Below are 15,267 nucleotides of genomic sequence, written 5' to 3' on the forward strand. Positions count from 1 at the left end.
CTCCCCCTATGCCTGAAATCGTCGAGAAGCTACCCGCAATCCTGCTCGAAGCCGCCGCTGCCGAACTTCGGCAGACCGGCTTCTTTCCGCGACCGCAGGTGCACATGTTCGCCGAGGACATGGCGAGTCCGTACATCGGTTACATCGTCTGCCGGCCGTTCTACCGTGGCGAAGACGCCGCCACCGCCATCGCCGGCCTCGGCTTGCTGCCGTCGGTCATGGCGTTGACCCGCTTGCTGGTGCTGTGGGAGGACCGGGACCTGCGAACCGCACTCGAAATGCCGGCAAGCGCCGACGCTGCCATGGGCCTTTCGCTCCTCGATGCTCGGCCCGACAGCCACACCTTGCGTTGGCATCCGTTCGAAGCCGAATTGACAGGTGTCGCGCACCACGGCAATTACCAGGTCCGGACGATCAACCCGCGGTGGCGCGAACCCAGCCGGTTCGAGGACGTTCCGCTCCCTCAGCCGATCTCCGATCTGCTGGGACTCTGGCGTGAGCTGCGCCGGGACGATATTCGGCAGACCGCGATCGGTCTCCAGAAGGCCGGCTACGAAATGCACTGGGTCAGTCACGACGGCTGACCGGCCCAGCTGACGCACATCGCACCTGACGACGCATCGTGCGCCGTCCGGAGCCGGACGAGTTCACCCGCGGGCCCCCGAAGCGGCGAGGCGTCCGGGGTCGTCCGGCGTCGGACAACGGTCGCCGGACAGGTGTCCGCCCCGGCACGCTTGCCGCATGCCCAACACAGCGAAGACGTCAACGCCTCCCCCACGCGACGCGCCGACACCACCGTTGAATTGTTCGATATTCATCACCGACATCGTCGGGTACAGCGATCCCCGCCGGGACGACTACGACCGCGCGGTTCTACGTACGACGCTGTGGCGTGTCTTGACTGACGCATTCACGGAATCCGGGCTGAACTGGCGCAGGTGCCACCACCATGACCGCGGTGACGGCCTGCTCACGGTCGTGCCGCCGACGCTGTCCACGTCGCTGCTCATCGAGCCGCTGCTCTCCCTGCTCGGCGAAAGCATCAGCCGGCACAATCGCGGCGCCACGGATCGACTGCAGCTGCGCTCGGCCGTGCACGTCGGGCCGGTTGCCCTCGGCGACACCGGCTACCCGAACGCCTCCGTGATCCACGCTGCACGCATGGTTGATTCCGATGAGCTTCGGTACCGGCTGGACGGCTCCGGCCAGGAGTTTGCAACGATGGTGTCCAGCTACGTGTACGAAAACGTAGTCCGGCACGTGCGTGGCGCGGTGCGCGCCGACTCTTTCCAGCGGTCGTGCTATCAGCTCGGCAACGTCCCCATCACCAGCTGGGTCTACGTCAGCCAGCAGGCGGACAACGGAGGCCGACCATGAGCGCTGACCGTTCGAGGCGGCTGCTGCGGGTCGTCTTCACCATGTCCCTCGCGGTGGTGGCCAGCGGCGCAACAGCGTTCCTCGCACATTGGGGTGGGCTAAACGGTCCGCAGGCGTTGATCACCGCCCTGTCCTCGTTCGGCGGCGTCACAAGCTTCGGCCTCAACCTGGTCGATTACCTCGCCGGGCATCGAGTACCCGCCCTCGAACCACAAGGCCATGGCCATGGCTGTGCGCGGAGCTGTCGTGCCGGCCGACCGTTCGCCCCGGGCGGAACGTCGACGCGCGAGCGCAGATCCAAGCCGGCCTCGGGCAGGTCACCGGACCGTTTCGATCCGTACCCGGTAGTCGTCGTGGTGGCTGACATCGTCAGTCGTGGTCAGGCTGAAGGTCTTCACCTTCCCCGGATCCAAGTCCCGCACCGAGCCGGTGGCAGTGCCGATTTGCGAACGCCATCCCGCCTCGACGACGGCGTTCGGACGCGCCCGACGATGACGAACACAGGCTTGGCGGACCCGTCCGGCTGGACGGGACTCTGTGTGACGGGTATCGACGCCCGCCGGACCGGCCGGATCTTTGCCAGGGACGCCTGACCAGGTCATGGCCGGCAATCACCGGCACGGAACGCACGGAGATCCGCCCTCAGCTCGCTCGCCAGCGGCGATCCGATCTCGTCCAAGAGGTTCACGGCTTCCTGGAAGAACGCGTCTGCGGCCGCGTGATCGCCGGTGGCCCGGGCGACCTTGCCCAAGCCGTCCAGGGCCAACGCCCCTTCGAACCGGCTGCCGCAGCTGCTGCTCGCCTCCATGGCGGATCTGTGCGACTGCTCGGCGTCGCCGTACCTGCCCTGGCGTAGCAGGACCTGGCCGAGGGCGTTGTGCGCGCGAGCGATGTCCATGACCATCCCCCGGCCCAGCTGTCGGCAGAGCGTGAGCGACTCCGTGAGGTGCCGTTCCGCGTCGGCGAGGTGCCCTAGCTCCAGTTCGATCCACCCGAGCGAACGGATCGTGATGGCGACATTGCGGGCCGACCCCACCTTCCGGTAGAAGGCGAGTGCCTTCGTGGTCAGCCGAAGCGCCTGGTCGAACTCACCACGACGGCGGTGGGCCACTGCCTGCTGGGCGAGCGTGTTGCTGGCCCCGTGCTCGTCGCCCACCTCGTGGAACAGCCGGTTGGCGATCTCGTACTGGGCCAGTGCGGCTTCGTCGTCACCACGTTCGTGCAGGGCGACTCCCAAATAGCTTCGGGTGATGGCTTCGCCCTTCCGGTCACCGGAGCGGATCGTTCCTGCCAGCGCGAGCCGATGGGTCTCGATCCACTCGTGGGTCCGCTTGGTGAGGAAGAAGAACCCGCGGAAGAAGCACGCCAGCAGCCATCTCGCGGTGTCCAGCCGCGGATCGTCCAGCCTGCACAACGCGACGACGTTGGCTGCCTCGGCATGGAACCACGCGAAGGCACCCTCGTAGTCGTCGAACGGCGGCGGTACCGGCGCAGCTCCGGCCAGCGGAACCCGGTACCGTTGCGGCTCCAGAAGTTCGTCCGCGAACCTGGCGGTGTGCACGAAGTAGTCAAGCACCCGCTGATGGGCGTCGTGAGTGTCACCGTCGTCGTTCGCCAGCTCCGCTGCGTAGAGCCGGATGAGATCGTGCATTTCGAACCGTCCCGCGACCTGCCGGGCGAGGTGCACGCGGGCGAGGGTCTGCAGGTGCCTGGCGGCGGTCCGGGGTGTCAGGGCGGACAGCGCCGCGATCGTGTTCGCGTCAAAAGTCCGTCCGGGGAACAGGCCGACTGCCCGGAAGACCGCGGCAACATCGGCGGGGAGCCGACGGTACGACCACGAGAACACGCCGCGCGGCGCCGACCGCGGGTCGGGTCCGTCGAGTTCCTCCAGGCGGTCGTGTTCATCGACCAGTTCTTCCACAAGTGAGGCGAGGGACGCCTCCGTGCGTACTCGTGCGTTCGCCGCGACCACTCGCAATGCGAGCGGGAGCCGCCCGCACAGGTCCACGAGCCGCTCTGCCGCCGTCGCTGCTTCGTCCACCCGGGGCCCGGCAAGCTCGCGCAGGAGGTGTACGGACTCCGCAGTCGTCAACAGGTCCAGTCCGACCACCGTCGCGTCGTAGTGAATGGCCAGGCCGGACAACGTTTCCCGGCTGGTGATCACGACCGGGCACAACGGCGTCCCCGGCAGCAGGGGCCGGACTTGCTCCTCGTCCTTGGCGTTGTCCAGCAGGACCAGCACCCGCCTGCCCGCGAGTGTCGACCGCAACGCCGACGAGCGGCTGGCCACGTCGTCCGGCATGGCGGAGATGTCCAGCCCCAGCTGATTGAGCCAGTTGGTGAGCACCTCCTCGGCGGACGCCGGTTCGTCCGGCCCCCAGCCCCGCAGGTCCTGGTACAGAACGCCGCCGTCGAACTCGCCGACATGCCGCCAGGCCCAGGTGACCGCGAGCGCCGTCTTGCCGATGCCCGGCTCACCCGTCACCACCACCATCCGCACCGAGCTGCTGCCCTCGCCCAGCAACAACTCGTCCAGACGGGTGAGCTCGCCACTCCGGGCGGTGAACGCACCCACGCCAGGCGGAAGAAGCTGTGGCACCTGGCCACCGCGAGCGGGCGAGGCGCCGGGCGGGCCCGTCGGCGCGGTCCGACGGGCCCGTACGCCGGCCTCGGCGCACGCAGCCTCGTAGAGCTCGTCCCAATCCCGGACTCCGGTGGCGGTGACCGGGATCTTCATCAGTACCACGCGCATGACCGGCCATGTGGTGGCCGGGTTCGGCAGTGCTCGCCCCTTCTGCGCGTCATCCCACGTCGACTTCCCGATACCGCTCGCCGCCTCGGCCGCGCGAACCCCGCCGAGCACACCTACCGCTTTGGCCAGCCCCTCACTTAACCGAACCTGGTTCCGCCCTGGCCTTTTCGGCACTTCGGCCTGCCTCTCTCACGTCGTCGGGCGCAGGTACTCCAGAGTAGGCCGATTTCGCCCACAGTCCCGAGTGTGCGGATCGGAACGGCGCCGAGGTGCACTTTCCGGCAACGTCGGCATCGTGGCGCGGCCTTCGCGGCATAGTCTGCGCAGCCAGCCCGTGGCAAGCTTCGCCGATCAGCCGAGTTCGTGGGGTCTCCTTTTCAAGGCGGCGAGATGAGCGAACCGGGCGGGATCCGTCCAGCTCCTGTCGCTGTCGTCGACCGGGCACCCCGCCGCCCGCAGCCGGGACTTCACCTTGGCGATGGCAGGAGCGGATCCGTCGAACCGAACGACGTGCAGGCCGCCCAGGTCGCTGACGGCCCGCAGGGAGCCCATTTCGATGATGATCGTACGTTGCGGGTAGGCCATCAACGCCATCCCGAGCTCCACGAGCACGTTCGGTCTCGCCTGGCTCCCCACCCCGGTCTCAGAGTCCGGATCCTGCTCATCCGCCAGATCGGGGTGCAGCATGACAGTGTCGTCCGGGGTCATCAGCACGACGATCGCCTGTGTGATCTCGGGCGCAAGTCGAACCACGTCGAAGAGGGCGGGAGACGTACTGCCGGTGGCGTTGACGAGCAGTTCGAAGTCCTGCGGCTGCAGACCGAGAGCCTGGAAGAACGAGAAGAAGGTTTTCCGTACCTCCTTGTCGCGGCCGTGTATGACGAACACCTTGCACGAAGCGTCGTCCGGTGCCCGCGTCGTCTCGGCGCCGTTCGCCGCGCGCGGCGCTCGATCGAGTTCGTCCGCGACCACTTGCCGTGTGTGCGTCACACGGGTCAGCCGGTTGCGTTGGCGTGCCAGCTCGGCCGTCGCCTCGTCTTTGAGCCAGGCGACGAGCGAACGGTCGTTCGGGAACACCGAGTCGAGATCACCCCAGGTTTCCGCCATTCGGCGCATGCCCGCGTCGGTCTGGTCGACGACCGCCTGCAGACGGTCGATGAGGGTGCCGAGCTGCAGTTCGCTCTCCTGCAGTCGATTCAGGTACGCCCGCAGGAGCGCCGACCGTTCGCCGGACGGCTGTGCCGAGCCGAACGTGGCGCCAATCTCGGCGACAAGGCTGTCCAGGTCCGCCAGCCGCGGTGCCGCCTGCCAGCTTTCGAACACCTGTACGTGGTGCCGGACGACTGCAGCCTCGAGGAGGTACTCGGCCAGCGGCGGCAACAGCGCATCCGGCTTCAGCCATACCCATTCGCTGAGCTCCCGGTCCCCGGCGGGGGGAGCCACGACCACCAGTTCCCGCGCACCGGTCGGAGTTCTGCGACGAACGTCCCACACGCCCAGGCCACCGGCCGTCGTGCCGCCCGCACGCCACCATTCCCGATCTCGGGTTTCGTCGTAGGGCATCAAGTCCGCCAGCGACCTCCCGAGCTGCGCGGTGGCTTTCGCCGACGGATTCCGCTTCGTCTGGGTCCTGGCCACCAGCAAGACAGTCTCACCGAGCAGCGCGTCCGTTCCACCGGCAGTCACTCGTGACCACAGCAGGACGAAGTCGATCCACCCGAGCCGGGTGCCGCTCCCCCGGCGCCACCGGGCACCGGTCCGCTCTGGCTGCGGCTGAACCATCATCACGGACAGGGCGAGCACACCACCGGCCACGCGACGCAGAACGCACTGCCGATCCGGTTTGCCGGCGCGCTGCCGGGCGGCGATGTACTCCCCGGGGCGCAGATCTTCTTTGTTCTCGGGCAGGCGATCCGGAACTCCGAGACCGTCGATCGGGACCGACATGCCGAGTTGGTCGCCGCAGGCCGTCCACAGGGCACGCAACTGCTCATAGGCACGGTCGGCTCGGGGTCCGTCTTCGAACGCGAACAGGTGTGCGACGAATTCCTGGTCAACGACTGGTGGCATCGCTCGCGTCATCCTCGTCGCGCTGGTTGTCGCCTGGTCCGCGGGAATCCGAGCCGATTCCCTGGCCGAGGTCGTGCACGACGCCGGCGGCGATGTTGCGCAACTTCGACGTCGCCGGCGTCGTCTGCTCACCACCGATCGGCGTGATGCGCAGGGGCGCGGCGAGCTCCAGATCGCCCAGGATCTCCTCCAGCTTCGCCGAGTCTCCCTGCTTGATGGCGTAGTGGAGCGCCTGCACCAGCTTCTCGACGCCTTCCCACCGGGCCGCCGGAAGTCGCCACTGCACAGCGTCGGACAAGATGTCCAGAACGTCGGATCGAAGATCATCCGGCATCGTCGGCACGCCACCCGGCGGTCGCCCCGGCATGTCACTGCTCATGAGTCCCACCTTAAACACCGCGCACGCTGATCAAAACCGCGGGTGCCGACTACTCCACGGACTTGCGGAAAGATAATTGCGCATTCCGGACTAAGGCTGGACGTGTCCAGTTTTTGTCAATGGAGCGGCTCTTCGCATCGGGTAATATCCGCTGATCCATCCGCCGCACCATGCAGGTGACGAAGTGGCACGAAGCACCGACTGGCAGGCGCATTGAGCTGGGCATGGAAGACGACCCCGCTCGGCGAAACCGCGACCGACGCCTGCCGGCTGGCGGCGGAGGAGTTGCGTCCGCACGAAATACTCTCGACCGGTCGTGTTCTTTTCACGCTTTCCCGCATGGACATCCACGGAAACTGGGACCGCATATGGGGCCGGACCGGAACAACGGCACCGGCACTATCGGCCGTGGAGGACCAGGACCAGGACCAGGACCAGGTCCACCAGGCGACCACCTGGCACGGCGTCCGCGTCTCCGGCGATCTCGCGCGGTCGTTGTCCCTCGCCGCCGAGATCGCCACCGGACAAGGCATGTCTCCGATACCCGCCGGGCTGCTCGCGTTCGCCCTGCTGGCCGATGAGAACGCGGGCGCGGCGCGGACTTTGCTGGCCGGCGGAGAGATCGGGCATGACGAACTGCTGGCGCTCGTCGAGCATGATCTGCTGCGTCCACACGAGAGCTTGCTGCCTCTCGAAGAGCCCGAGCGGGACGAGGGCTGGGTCGAGCGAACCGAGCGGCTGTCCCGCCCCCGCAGGCCGGATGACCTGGACCTGCTCGCGGTACTCATCGACAGCGGCGCGATAGGCCGTGCCGGCAACAACCGGCTTCTCACGCAGGCCCGTGCGGAACTCGCGGACAAGGCGCGGCTGTTCGGGACCCGGCCGGCGACGTCGATCGTCGAGTCCGCGCAGGAGGAGTTCGGGGTGATGGCTCCGGACGCGCATCAGGTGGTGTTCGCTCTCGCCGACCGCCCCTCACCTGCGCTCACGGCCGTTCTGAGCGTGGCCGGTGTGACCCCACGGCAGTTGGCGGCGTGGGCCATGACCGAGCTCGACGAGACCACTCGTCGACGCGTGAATGGTGACGTCCGTGTCTGGTCGATCGCCAACCTGGCTCTGCTGGTGGCTACGGCGGTGTTGATAGTGCGGCACGCGATGTCGGGCGGCGACTGGTGGGAGCTCGGCTTCTTGCTCATCGTCTTCCTGGGCCCACCGGCCGTCACGGCGTGGTTCCCCGCTGCCTGCGCGGTAGGGCTCGCCGTTTTCAACCCCGTCGCCGCCGTCGTGCTGTCCGCCGAGGCGCTCGTGAGTTGGCTTCGCGAGCGGACCGAACGCGGCGCGTTGACCGCCCGGACGGGTGTACGGCTGACGCTCGCGGAATACCGCGCCTTCGTCGCACGCGGCAAAGACAATGTGACCCCCCGCGACCGCTTCGACGTCACCCTGGCACCACTGCGTGCCGCGCGGCTGCAAAGCAGGGTCGCCAAGACGGCCGCGAGGGCTCAGCCATGACGGCGCCGTTCGTGCCGGGCAAGCGGCTTTGGGCGTGGCCGGCGTTGTCGGCCACGGTGATCGCTGTCGGCGCCACCGTCCACGCGGCAGTGGTCGGCAACTGGCCCTGGCTGGTGGTTTCCGTCGTCGTGCTGGCCGGAACGCAGAGCTCGACGATGCTTACGGGCGCCGGCGCGATCGGCGCGTTGGTGATCGGCGCTTGGCCGGCCGTAGTCGCCGCCGGGCTGGAGCTGGCGGTACGGCTGGCTTTCCACATCCGGCTGCGGTTCCCGCGGATCGCTCCGCTGACCGAACGGGCCCTGGCCGCGGCCGTCGTCGACGTGCCGCCCGCGCTCGCGCGATATTTGACGGTGCTGGGCGACGGTCGGGTGGATACCGTGACGTTGGTGACGGCCGCCCTCCGGGTCGAACCATCCCGTTGGCCCGCCGATTCCGACCCATTGTCACCCGTGGACGGCAGTGAAGGTGGCTTGATCGAAGGCACGGTGTGGACGGTGATCGCGGCAGAGGCCGCACTCGTGGCCGCGCAGCGACCGGACCAGGCGACACCGCCGGACGTTCATCTGCTCGCCGTGGTCGGTGCGTTGCTGCCCTACTCCCATGCCCGGATCGCACTGGGGAAGGAGCGAGCCGGTGGGAACGCCCTGTTGACGCTGGCCGGACTGACGGCCGAGCAGATGACGCGAATGCTGCTGGAAGCCGGAAAACAGCCCGGCGGGGAACTGCTGATCGCACGAACGGAACTGGCCGTCCGGACCGGCTCACGGAATGGTGAGCCGCTCCCGGACCAGGAGTGGCGCCGCATCGGCGCACCGATGCGAGAAGCCCGGCGCTGACATGACCGAAGCACGAACCAAACCCCGGACGATGCGCGATGCGCTCCGCAGGCAACGGCAGGTGTGGCCGACGCCGGCCAAAGCGTGCTGGCTGTATCTCAAGCCGTTCACGACGGTCGTCGCGCTCGTCGGCTGTGTGCTGGGCGGGGTGACCGGCGCGGGGTTCCTGCCTGCGTCGGGCGCCTTCCTCCTCGTGGTCTTGGTGAGACCGGTCCGGTGGCAGTGGCTCGGAATCATCGTGGCCGTGCCGGTATATCTGGTGTCGCCGCTGGCCGGGATCGCCGTACTGGCCCGCGCCGCTGTCGGCTCCGCCGCCATCCGGCTCGCCGGACGGACCTGGCCGCGCGGGCTGTTGGCGGTGCGCCGAGGCCGTCGTGCGCTCTTCGGTGATCTCCGGCTGTATCAAGCCGAGCGGGCCCTTCAGCGCGAATTGGTTACTCCTGATCTTTCTCTGGAGCTGCTGGACCGGGTGTTCGAGACATGGCTCGCCGCGTGGGCGACGGCAGACGTGCACAAACTGCTCGCAACCACGCGGATTCTGGCGCGCGGGCTGTTTCTGTGGGAGTGGCCGTACTCGACCACCGGGCCGAACGTCGAGGTCCGGATGCTGCGGATGGTGTTCGCCGAGAGCGTCCTCGGAGTTCTGGTCAGGCTGGGTGCCGCCGGCGTCACCCTGGCGGCCGTTGAACTGCTCGGGCTCGTGAACCCGGGTGAGCTGTTCGGGTGGACGGTGCCGGCCTGGGTCGCGTTGCTGCCGCCCGCGTTGCTCACTTGGTCGGTTTCGCGACGAGGCAGCACACCGGCTGTCGCCGGGCCGGTTCTGTCGACCGTGGTGTCCTTTCTGCTGTACGGCTGGGCGGCACTACCGCTACTAGCCATCGCGGTCCTGTTCGGCCTGATGGCACCACGCGTGGCGAACCCGGTGGAGAACCGGCTGCTCGGCGCGCCCGTGTCGGCGCCCAAGCTGCCCTGGGGCATCGGTGCGCCCCGGACTCGAGAGATCTGGAAAGCAGCACGCCGGGCCATGAACGAGGATCGGCACCACGTCGCCAGACGGCTGTGGTCGAACCTCGCGACCGACGAGAACGTGAGTACGTCCTCCTGTGCGGCGGCGTACGCCGCCAGCGCCTACGTCAACATGAGAGCCGGTTCGCTCCAAGCCGCGGTCGACCAGGCGCGCAAGGCTCGGAGCATGGTGACCGAAACGGATCCGGTCGCCGGGATGGTCTACGGCACCGCAGGCCGGGTGTTGCTCGCCGCGGGTGACACAGCGAAGGCCAAAGAGCTGCTCAACCTCCCTGCTGTGCTCCGATACCGCGACCCGCTGGTGGCGACGGCGCGTGCGCAGGCACTGGCGCTGGAACCCGGCAAAGCGGACGCCGCGCTGATCGAGCTGACCAGAGCGGCCGGCGGGCTGCTGCGGGGCGGCAACATGCAGCAGTTGCTCGACTCCGAAGTGGCGGTCGTGTCCGTGCTGGACGGCCGCGCAGACTTCGCGACCCTGGAGCAGCGCCTGCTCGAGCTACTGCAGTTCGACCTCGACGGTTACGATCAAGTCGACCGGGAACGCAAGCTCCAGATCGCGATCGCGATGGCGCGGATCCGCCTGCTGCTCGGACGCATGGAACTGCGGCACGGCAAACCGTCGACGGCCTCGTCGTACCTGAGACAGGCCATGAACACACTCGTCCGGCCCGAGGACCAGTTCGACCAGGCGATCGCCCGGATCCTGCTCGGCGCGGCACTCAACGTCGGCCGGGCCGACCGAGGCCTTGCCGATCTCACCGAGGGGGTGCGGCAGCTGGAAGCGATGCGCGGCCAATTCGCCGCGGGCGTGCACCGCAACCAGCTGATCAATCGTCACGGGGACATCTACAGTGCGGCGCTGGACGCGATGACGAGGCTGCACACCCACGACCCGGACGCCGGCTTCCTGGCCGTCGAGCTGGCCGAATCGTTGCGGCGCGGCTCGCTCGCGAAGATGCTGCGTGAACGCAACCCCGGCCTGTCGGATCAGCTGCGTGCCGCGGTCGAGGCGATCACCGTTCTGGAGGAGCGCGTACCGGCCGAACCGACGACGGCCCGGCTCGGCCACTATCACGATCAACTGACCCAGGCGGTGTCCGCCCAGTTCGCGGAGGCGTACCTGCCCGAACCGGTCGACCTCGATCGGCTTCGCGCCGCCACCGGCAGCGCCCACTGCCTCATCTACCAGTTGCAGGAATTCGGTGGCACACGCATCCGCGGGCACGTCATCTGGTCGAAACCGGACGGGGCGCCGTCGATTCACCCGATCGACCTGTCCGACCCGTCGTTGCTGGCGGCGCTGTGGGCCACCGGCACCGGTGAGCGCCGGACGGTGATGGGGAGCCGCCTGACGAGCGCGGAGATCGACCGGTGGCGCACACTGTGCGCCGGACTCCTGCCGCCGGCCCTGCGGACGTTGCTGGCCGGCCTCGCCCGGCCGGTCAGCCTCGTGGTCGTTCCGCAGGGCCGACTCGCGGCGTTCCCGTGGGCGGCGCTCCGCCTCGATGACGGCCGAGCCTTGGTGGAGGCGGCGGTGATCCAGTTGACACCGTCTCTCGCGCTGATGGCCCCCGAATTGACGTGGCCGCCAGTCAGCTCCGGAGCCGCACTCGTCAGCTATCTCGATCCCGAGCTGGCCACCGAGGAAGAACACGCGTCACTCACCGCGCTCGGGCATCTGGCCGTTGCCGGGGAATCCGAGATGGCACGAGCCATGCGGTCCGGCTCGGTCGGCGGTGTCTACATCGCCGCGCACGGCGACGACGTCGGTATGGCGCAGCACGTCGTCTTCGACGGCAAACCCGCCATCTCCGCGGGTTCAGCGCTCACGTTGCCTTGGCCACCTTGGGTGATCTTTGCCTCCTGCCTCGTGGCACAGGTGCCCGTCGAGCTCGGCATGGACCCACTCGGGCTGCCCGTCAGCTGTCTGCTCGGCGGAGCCCAGGCGGTGGTCGGCGGGATCATCGAGGTGCACAGCGTGAGCGGCGGACGGCACTGCGCGGAGCTCGTCCAGCAGATGACGAACGGCGTGCATCCCGCCGTGGCCCTACGAGCCGCACAGCTGGCCGAGCTGCACCGCTGGGGAAAACCGAGCCCGGCTCGGTGGGCCGGATTCGCGTGCCTCAGCCGGGTCGGCGTACCGGGGTGAATGCTCGTTCACGCGCCGACCGGCGTCAGCGCAGGTCGGAGTTCACGGGCCGAAGTGGACGAATGGCGCCCAGATCGCCGGCCGGTCGGGATACGCCGCCCGCTCGTCCCGCAGGACCTGCCACACGGCCACTGCCGCGTGGGCGGCGTCCGAGGTCTTCGCGTCGCCGGTGACGTGACGGTAGAAAGTCCGGACCGCCACGCGCGCCCGCCGGTCGTTGACCGGCCATTGAGTGGCGACGACGTGCCGGAATCCGGCGATTTGGAACGCCCCGGACAGGTGGGCGGCCTCGTCTCGGAGCTCGACGTCGCCGAACGCCGTATCGCAGGCCGAAAGCACCGCGATTTCCGCGCGGTCCAGGGCGACCATGGCGATGTCGGTGGCCGCCAGCGGCCCGTCCCAGCAGTGCAGGACGGGACCGCCGTCCTGCCAGCTGCGCTGTTCGGCGTGCCCGGCGAAATGGAACCAAGACGCCGCCGGCAACCCGTCCAGCACGGCGGCGCATGTCGCGGCTTCTTCCCGCAGAACCGCGGCGCCTTCGAGGCTGGGCGCCACGATCGCGATTTCGGCCCCCGCACTGGGCAACAGCGTGCTCCCTTCCGCGGACGACGCCACGCCGACCACCAGCGGCCGGGCAGCCTCGGTCGTGGCCGGCTCACGGCCATTCAAGAGCGTCCGCAGGGTGGCGGTGTAGGACGGGATGCAACGCTCGAACACCACCTCACCGCCAGGAAGCAGCGCAGCGTGCAGCGGCATGCTCGAGAGCACGCCGGTCGGGCACCACCATGCCCGCGTAAGCGGCTCGCCCTGGCGCCGCCGCGGCGCCACCTTGCCGAGCAGCGGTGCCACGACGTGGGTGCCCAGCCAGGTGAGTACCAATGTCAACTGCGTCTGCGGGGCCAGCGGGTCGTGCGCCGCCGAGTCGAGCGCGCTGTCGAGTCGCCCGGCCTGCTCGTTGACGGCCTCCGGTGTCACGTCCGGCAGCGGCACCACGCTCACACCGGCCTTCGTCAGCACCATCGCGTCACAACGCAGTTCGCTGATGTTGACCACCACGACGGGACCGCAGCCGGCGGCCGCCCGGAGACGTTCGAACGGCGTAGGCATGAGGAAGTCGTCGAAACCCGCCAGACTCCTAGCTTCGGCAACCAGCGCATCCCACCGCTGCGCGAGCACGCGTCGATCGATCAGGCCGTCCGCCGCTCCCCGGCCGGTCGCCGCGTCGAGCCTCCGGCGGACCGTTTCCAGTTCGGCCGCGAGCTCGGGGTGCCGCTCGCGCAGCTGTGCGGGCCCTCGGCGGTAGTCGAAGGCCTGGCGGAGCAGCACGCCCCGGCCTTCCTCGAGCAGTTCCAGCGCCAGCTCCGGCTCGTCCAGCGCGATCGCCGCGGCTGCCGCGTCGGACGCCATTCCGGCTGACAGCGACAGCAGGTACTCGCGGTCGCCTCGTTCCAGGCCGTGCCATGCGGTCAGCGGCAGGAGCCGGATCGCGGCCTGGTAGGCAACCACGGCCGCGTCGTAGCGGCCGCCCCGGGCCTCCCCTTCGGCCCAGCCGACGGTCGCACGCAGGCGATCCGCGACGGGAGCGGTGGCGATCGCCGCGGCCGCCCGGTGCAATGCGGTGGCGCGGTCCGCGAGGGTGTCATCCGCTGTGGCCTCGAAGAGCCGCATCAGCATGTCGGCGGAGCTGAGCAGGTAGGACGCCCGGGTCGGATCGTCGTCCGCACAGGCGCTCGCTCCGGCTTCGTAGGCTTCCGCCGCGCGCCGCAGATCGTCCACGTCGGCGCTCAGTTCGTGCCGTAACTGGTGCGTGAGGGCGACTAAACCGTGCCGACGGGCGATGTCGCCGCGCTCCTCGGCACGGATCTGCATGCCGGCTTCGGCGGCCTGGATCGCGGCGTCGAAGTCGCCGCGGTCTCGTGTTCCCCGGAATCGCGCGAACATCGTGCAGGCCAGTTCATAACTGATTTCGGTGTGCAATTCGCTTCCCGGCGTCGCCGCGGCCAAAGCCTGACGCTGGACGTCGACGGCATCGCGGCCGACCGCATCGTCTTCTGTCCGCAGGTACAGCGAGGTCAATGAATCGGCCAGCGTGGACAGCAGCGCGGCCTCGGAGCCGGGGATGGCGTCGGCCAGCGCGGCCGCGCGACGCTCCAGGCTGATCGCCTGGCGGAGGTCGGGGAGCGCGTCGGTGTCGAGGTAACGGTTGTGCAGGGCGGTCGCCGTGGCTGTGAGGATCGCGATCTGGTGCACGGGACCCGCCGCACCGACCGCGTTCAGACCGGTCATCACGGCCTCGTCGATCCGGGCGAGCTCGCCGTTCGCCATGTAGCTGCTCGTAAGAACGTCGACCAGCTGCGCAACGTACACCGGGCGGTCGGCATCCCCCGGTGGTCTCGCGTCCACCGCACGCCGGGCCAGCTCGAGGACTTCGCCGGCGATGCCGGGGTCGGCCGCCCATTCCCGTTGCCGGCGCAGCGTCAGGATCAGGGTCGCCAGGTACACGCGATACGCGGGGTCTGCCGGATCCACGGCCTCGACGATGAACCGCAGCAGCAGGGCCGCGCAGTGCAGCGAGGCGTCGTCGCCTTGCTCGTCGAACGACGTGAGTGCCTGTTCCGCGAGCGCGCTCCAGACGGCACCCCGTCGCGTTTGCCGGCGTGCCGGGCGGCCATGCCGGCGACTTCGGCCAGCGCCGAGTCGGGAATCGCGCCGCGGTGCCGGCGCAGCAACAGCAGGAAGTACGCCGACGCTCGACCGCGTTCGACAGCCGCGGCGGCCGTGTCGACATGGTCCGCCCGCAGCCAGTGCAACAGCCCGGCCGCGTGGGCGTCGCGGTAGTTCGGCGGACGGTCCCGGAACCGGGACGTGACCGTACGCGCGACCTCGACGGTGTCCTGCACCGTCTGTGCGTCGGCGAGCATCGCCGGATCGGAGGACTTCAAGTAGGCGGCCACCTTGGAGTGCAGCCGCTCACCGGCCGGGCTCAGGGGCACTGCCGGGGGCTCGTGTCGCCGCCACCGCCGCCGCATCCGTCCCCCGTTTCCGCCGCCCCGGACCCGTCGTCCATCCTCACCCGCCGCCACCGAGACCGCCAGCCGGAGCCGGGTCTCCTCCGGCTGCTCGGGTATCGTCGGCCACTGGTGACCGGACGACAGCGAAGCCGAGG

General features: G+C 69.1%; 11 protein-coding genes. 5 read left to right on the plus strand and 6 right to left on the minus strand.

The window, feature by feature from the left end; all coding sequences use genetic code 11:
• The first annotated feature begins 8 nt into the window (after positions 1 to 8).
• Positions 9 to 584, plus strand: a complete 576-nt coding sequence (locus tag ACIA5G_RS33490; RefSeq protein WP_395930516.1) for a hypothetical protein — start codon at positions 9 to 11, stop codon at positions 582 to 584.
• Between the two features lie 157 nt (positions 585 to 741).
• Positions 742 to 1,377 (plus strand): hypothetical protein, encoded by a 636-nt coding sequence (locus tag ACIA5G_RS33495; protein ID WP_395930518.1) that lies wholly within the window; start codon positions 742 to 744, stop codon positions 1,375 to 1,377.
• A gap of 317 nt (positions 1,378 to 1,694) precedes the next feature.
• On the opposite strand, the gene ACIA5G_RS33500 is transcribed toward ACIA5G_RS33495, so the two are convergent.
• The 4 genes from ACIA5G_RS33500 to ACIA5G_RS33515 all read right to left on the minus strand — a co-directional run bounded on the left by ACIA5G_RS33500 (position 1,695) and on the right by ACIA5G_RS33515 (position 6,578).
• Positions 1,695 to 1,979, minus strand: coding sequence for an FxLYD domain-containing protein (locus ACIA5G_RS33500; RefSeq protein ID WP_395930520.1), 285 nt, complete (start codon positions 1,977 to 1,979; stop codon positions 1,695 to 1,697).
• A complete protein-coding gene (locus tag ACIA5G_RS33505) occupies positions 1,976 to 4,303 on the minus strand; it encodes an ATP-binding protein (protein ID WP_395930522.1) in 2,328 nt (775 codons plus the stop codon). Before ACIA5G_RS33505 ends, ACIA5G_RS33500 begins: the two co-directional genes overlap by 4 nt.
• A 177-nt stretch (positions 4,304 to 4,480) precedes the next feature.
• Positions 4,481 to 6,199, minus strand: a complete 1,719-nt coding sequence (locus ACIA5G_RS33510; protein WP_395930524.1) for a CATRA conflict system CASPASE/TPR repeat-associated protein — start codon at positions 6,197 to 6,199, stop codon at positions 4,481 to 4,483.
• Entirely contained in the window at positions 6,183 to 6,578 is a 396-nt protein-coding gene (locus ACIA5G_RS33515) for a CATRA system-associated protein (RefSeq protein WP_395930526.1), read from the minus strand. The genes ACIA5G_RS33510 and ACIA5G_RS33515 overlap by 17 nt, the downstream gene beginning before the upstream one ends.
• A 213-nt stretch (positions 6,579 to 6,791) precedes the next feature.
• Here ACIA5G_RS33515 and ACIA5G_RS33520 point away from each other — a divergent pair, with 213 nt between their 5' ends.
• Genes ACIA5G_RS33520 through ACIA5G_RS33530 form a run of 3 tightly spaced genes read left to right on the plus strand, consistent with a single transcriptional unit; the run spans position 6,792 to position 12,101 of the window.
• Entirely contained in the window at positions 6,792 to 8,090 is a 1,299-nt protein-coding gene (locus ACIA5G_RS33520) for a hypothetical protein (protein ID WP_395930528.1), read from the plus strand.
• Positions 8,087 to 8,926: a hypothetical protein gene (locus ACIA5G_RS33525; RefSeq protein WP_395930530.1), complete on the plus strand. Its 840-nt coding sequence runs from the start codon at positions 8,087 to 8,089 to the stop codon at positions 8,924 to 8,926. The genes ACIA5G_RS33520 and ACIA5G_RS33525 overlap by 4 nt, the downstream gene beginning before the upstream one ends.
• Positions 8,859 to 12,101 (plus strand): CHAT domain-containing protein, encoded by a 3,243-nt coding sequence (locus ACIA5G_RS33530; RefSeq protein WP_395930532.1) that lies wholly within the window; start codon positions 8,859 to 8,861, stop codon positions 12,099 to 12,101. Before ACIA5G_RS33525 ends, ACIA5G_RS33530 begins: the two co-directional genes overlap by 68 nt.
• Before the next feature lie 42 nt (positions 12,102 to 12,143).
• On the opposite strand, the gene ACIA5G_RS33535 is transcribed toward ACIA5G_RS33530, so the two are convergent.
• Both ACIA5G_RS33535 and ACIA5G_RS33540 read right to left on the minus strand, forming a co-directional pair.
• Entirely contained in the window at positions 12,144 to 14,426 is a 2,283-nt protein-coding gene (locus ACIA5G_RS33535; protein WP_395930534.1) for a CHAT domain-containing protein, read from the minus strand.
• 158 nt (positions 14,427 to 14,584) lie between these two features.
• Complete coding sequence (locus tag ACIA5G_RS33540; protein WP_395930536.1) at positions 14,585 to 15,094, minus strand: hypothetical protein; 510 nt, start codon at positions 15,092 to 15,094, stop codon at positions 14,585 to 14,587.
• Positions 15,095 to 15,267 lie beyond the last annotated feature (173 nt).

Origin of the sequence: Amycolatopsis sp. NPDC051758 (assembly GCF_044453095.1) — a bacterium.
In the GTDB taxonomy this organism is placed as follows: Bacteria; Actinomycetota; Actinomycetes; order Mycobacteriales; family Pseudonocardiaceae; genus Amycolatopsis.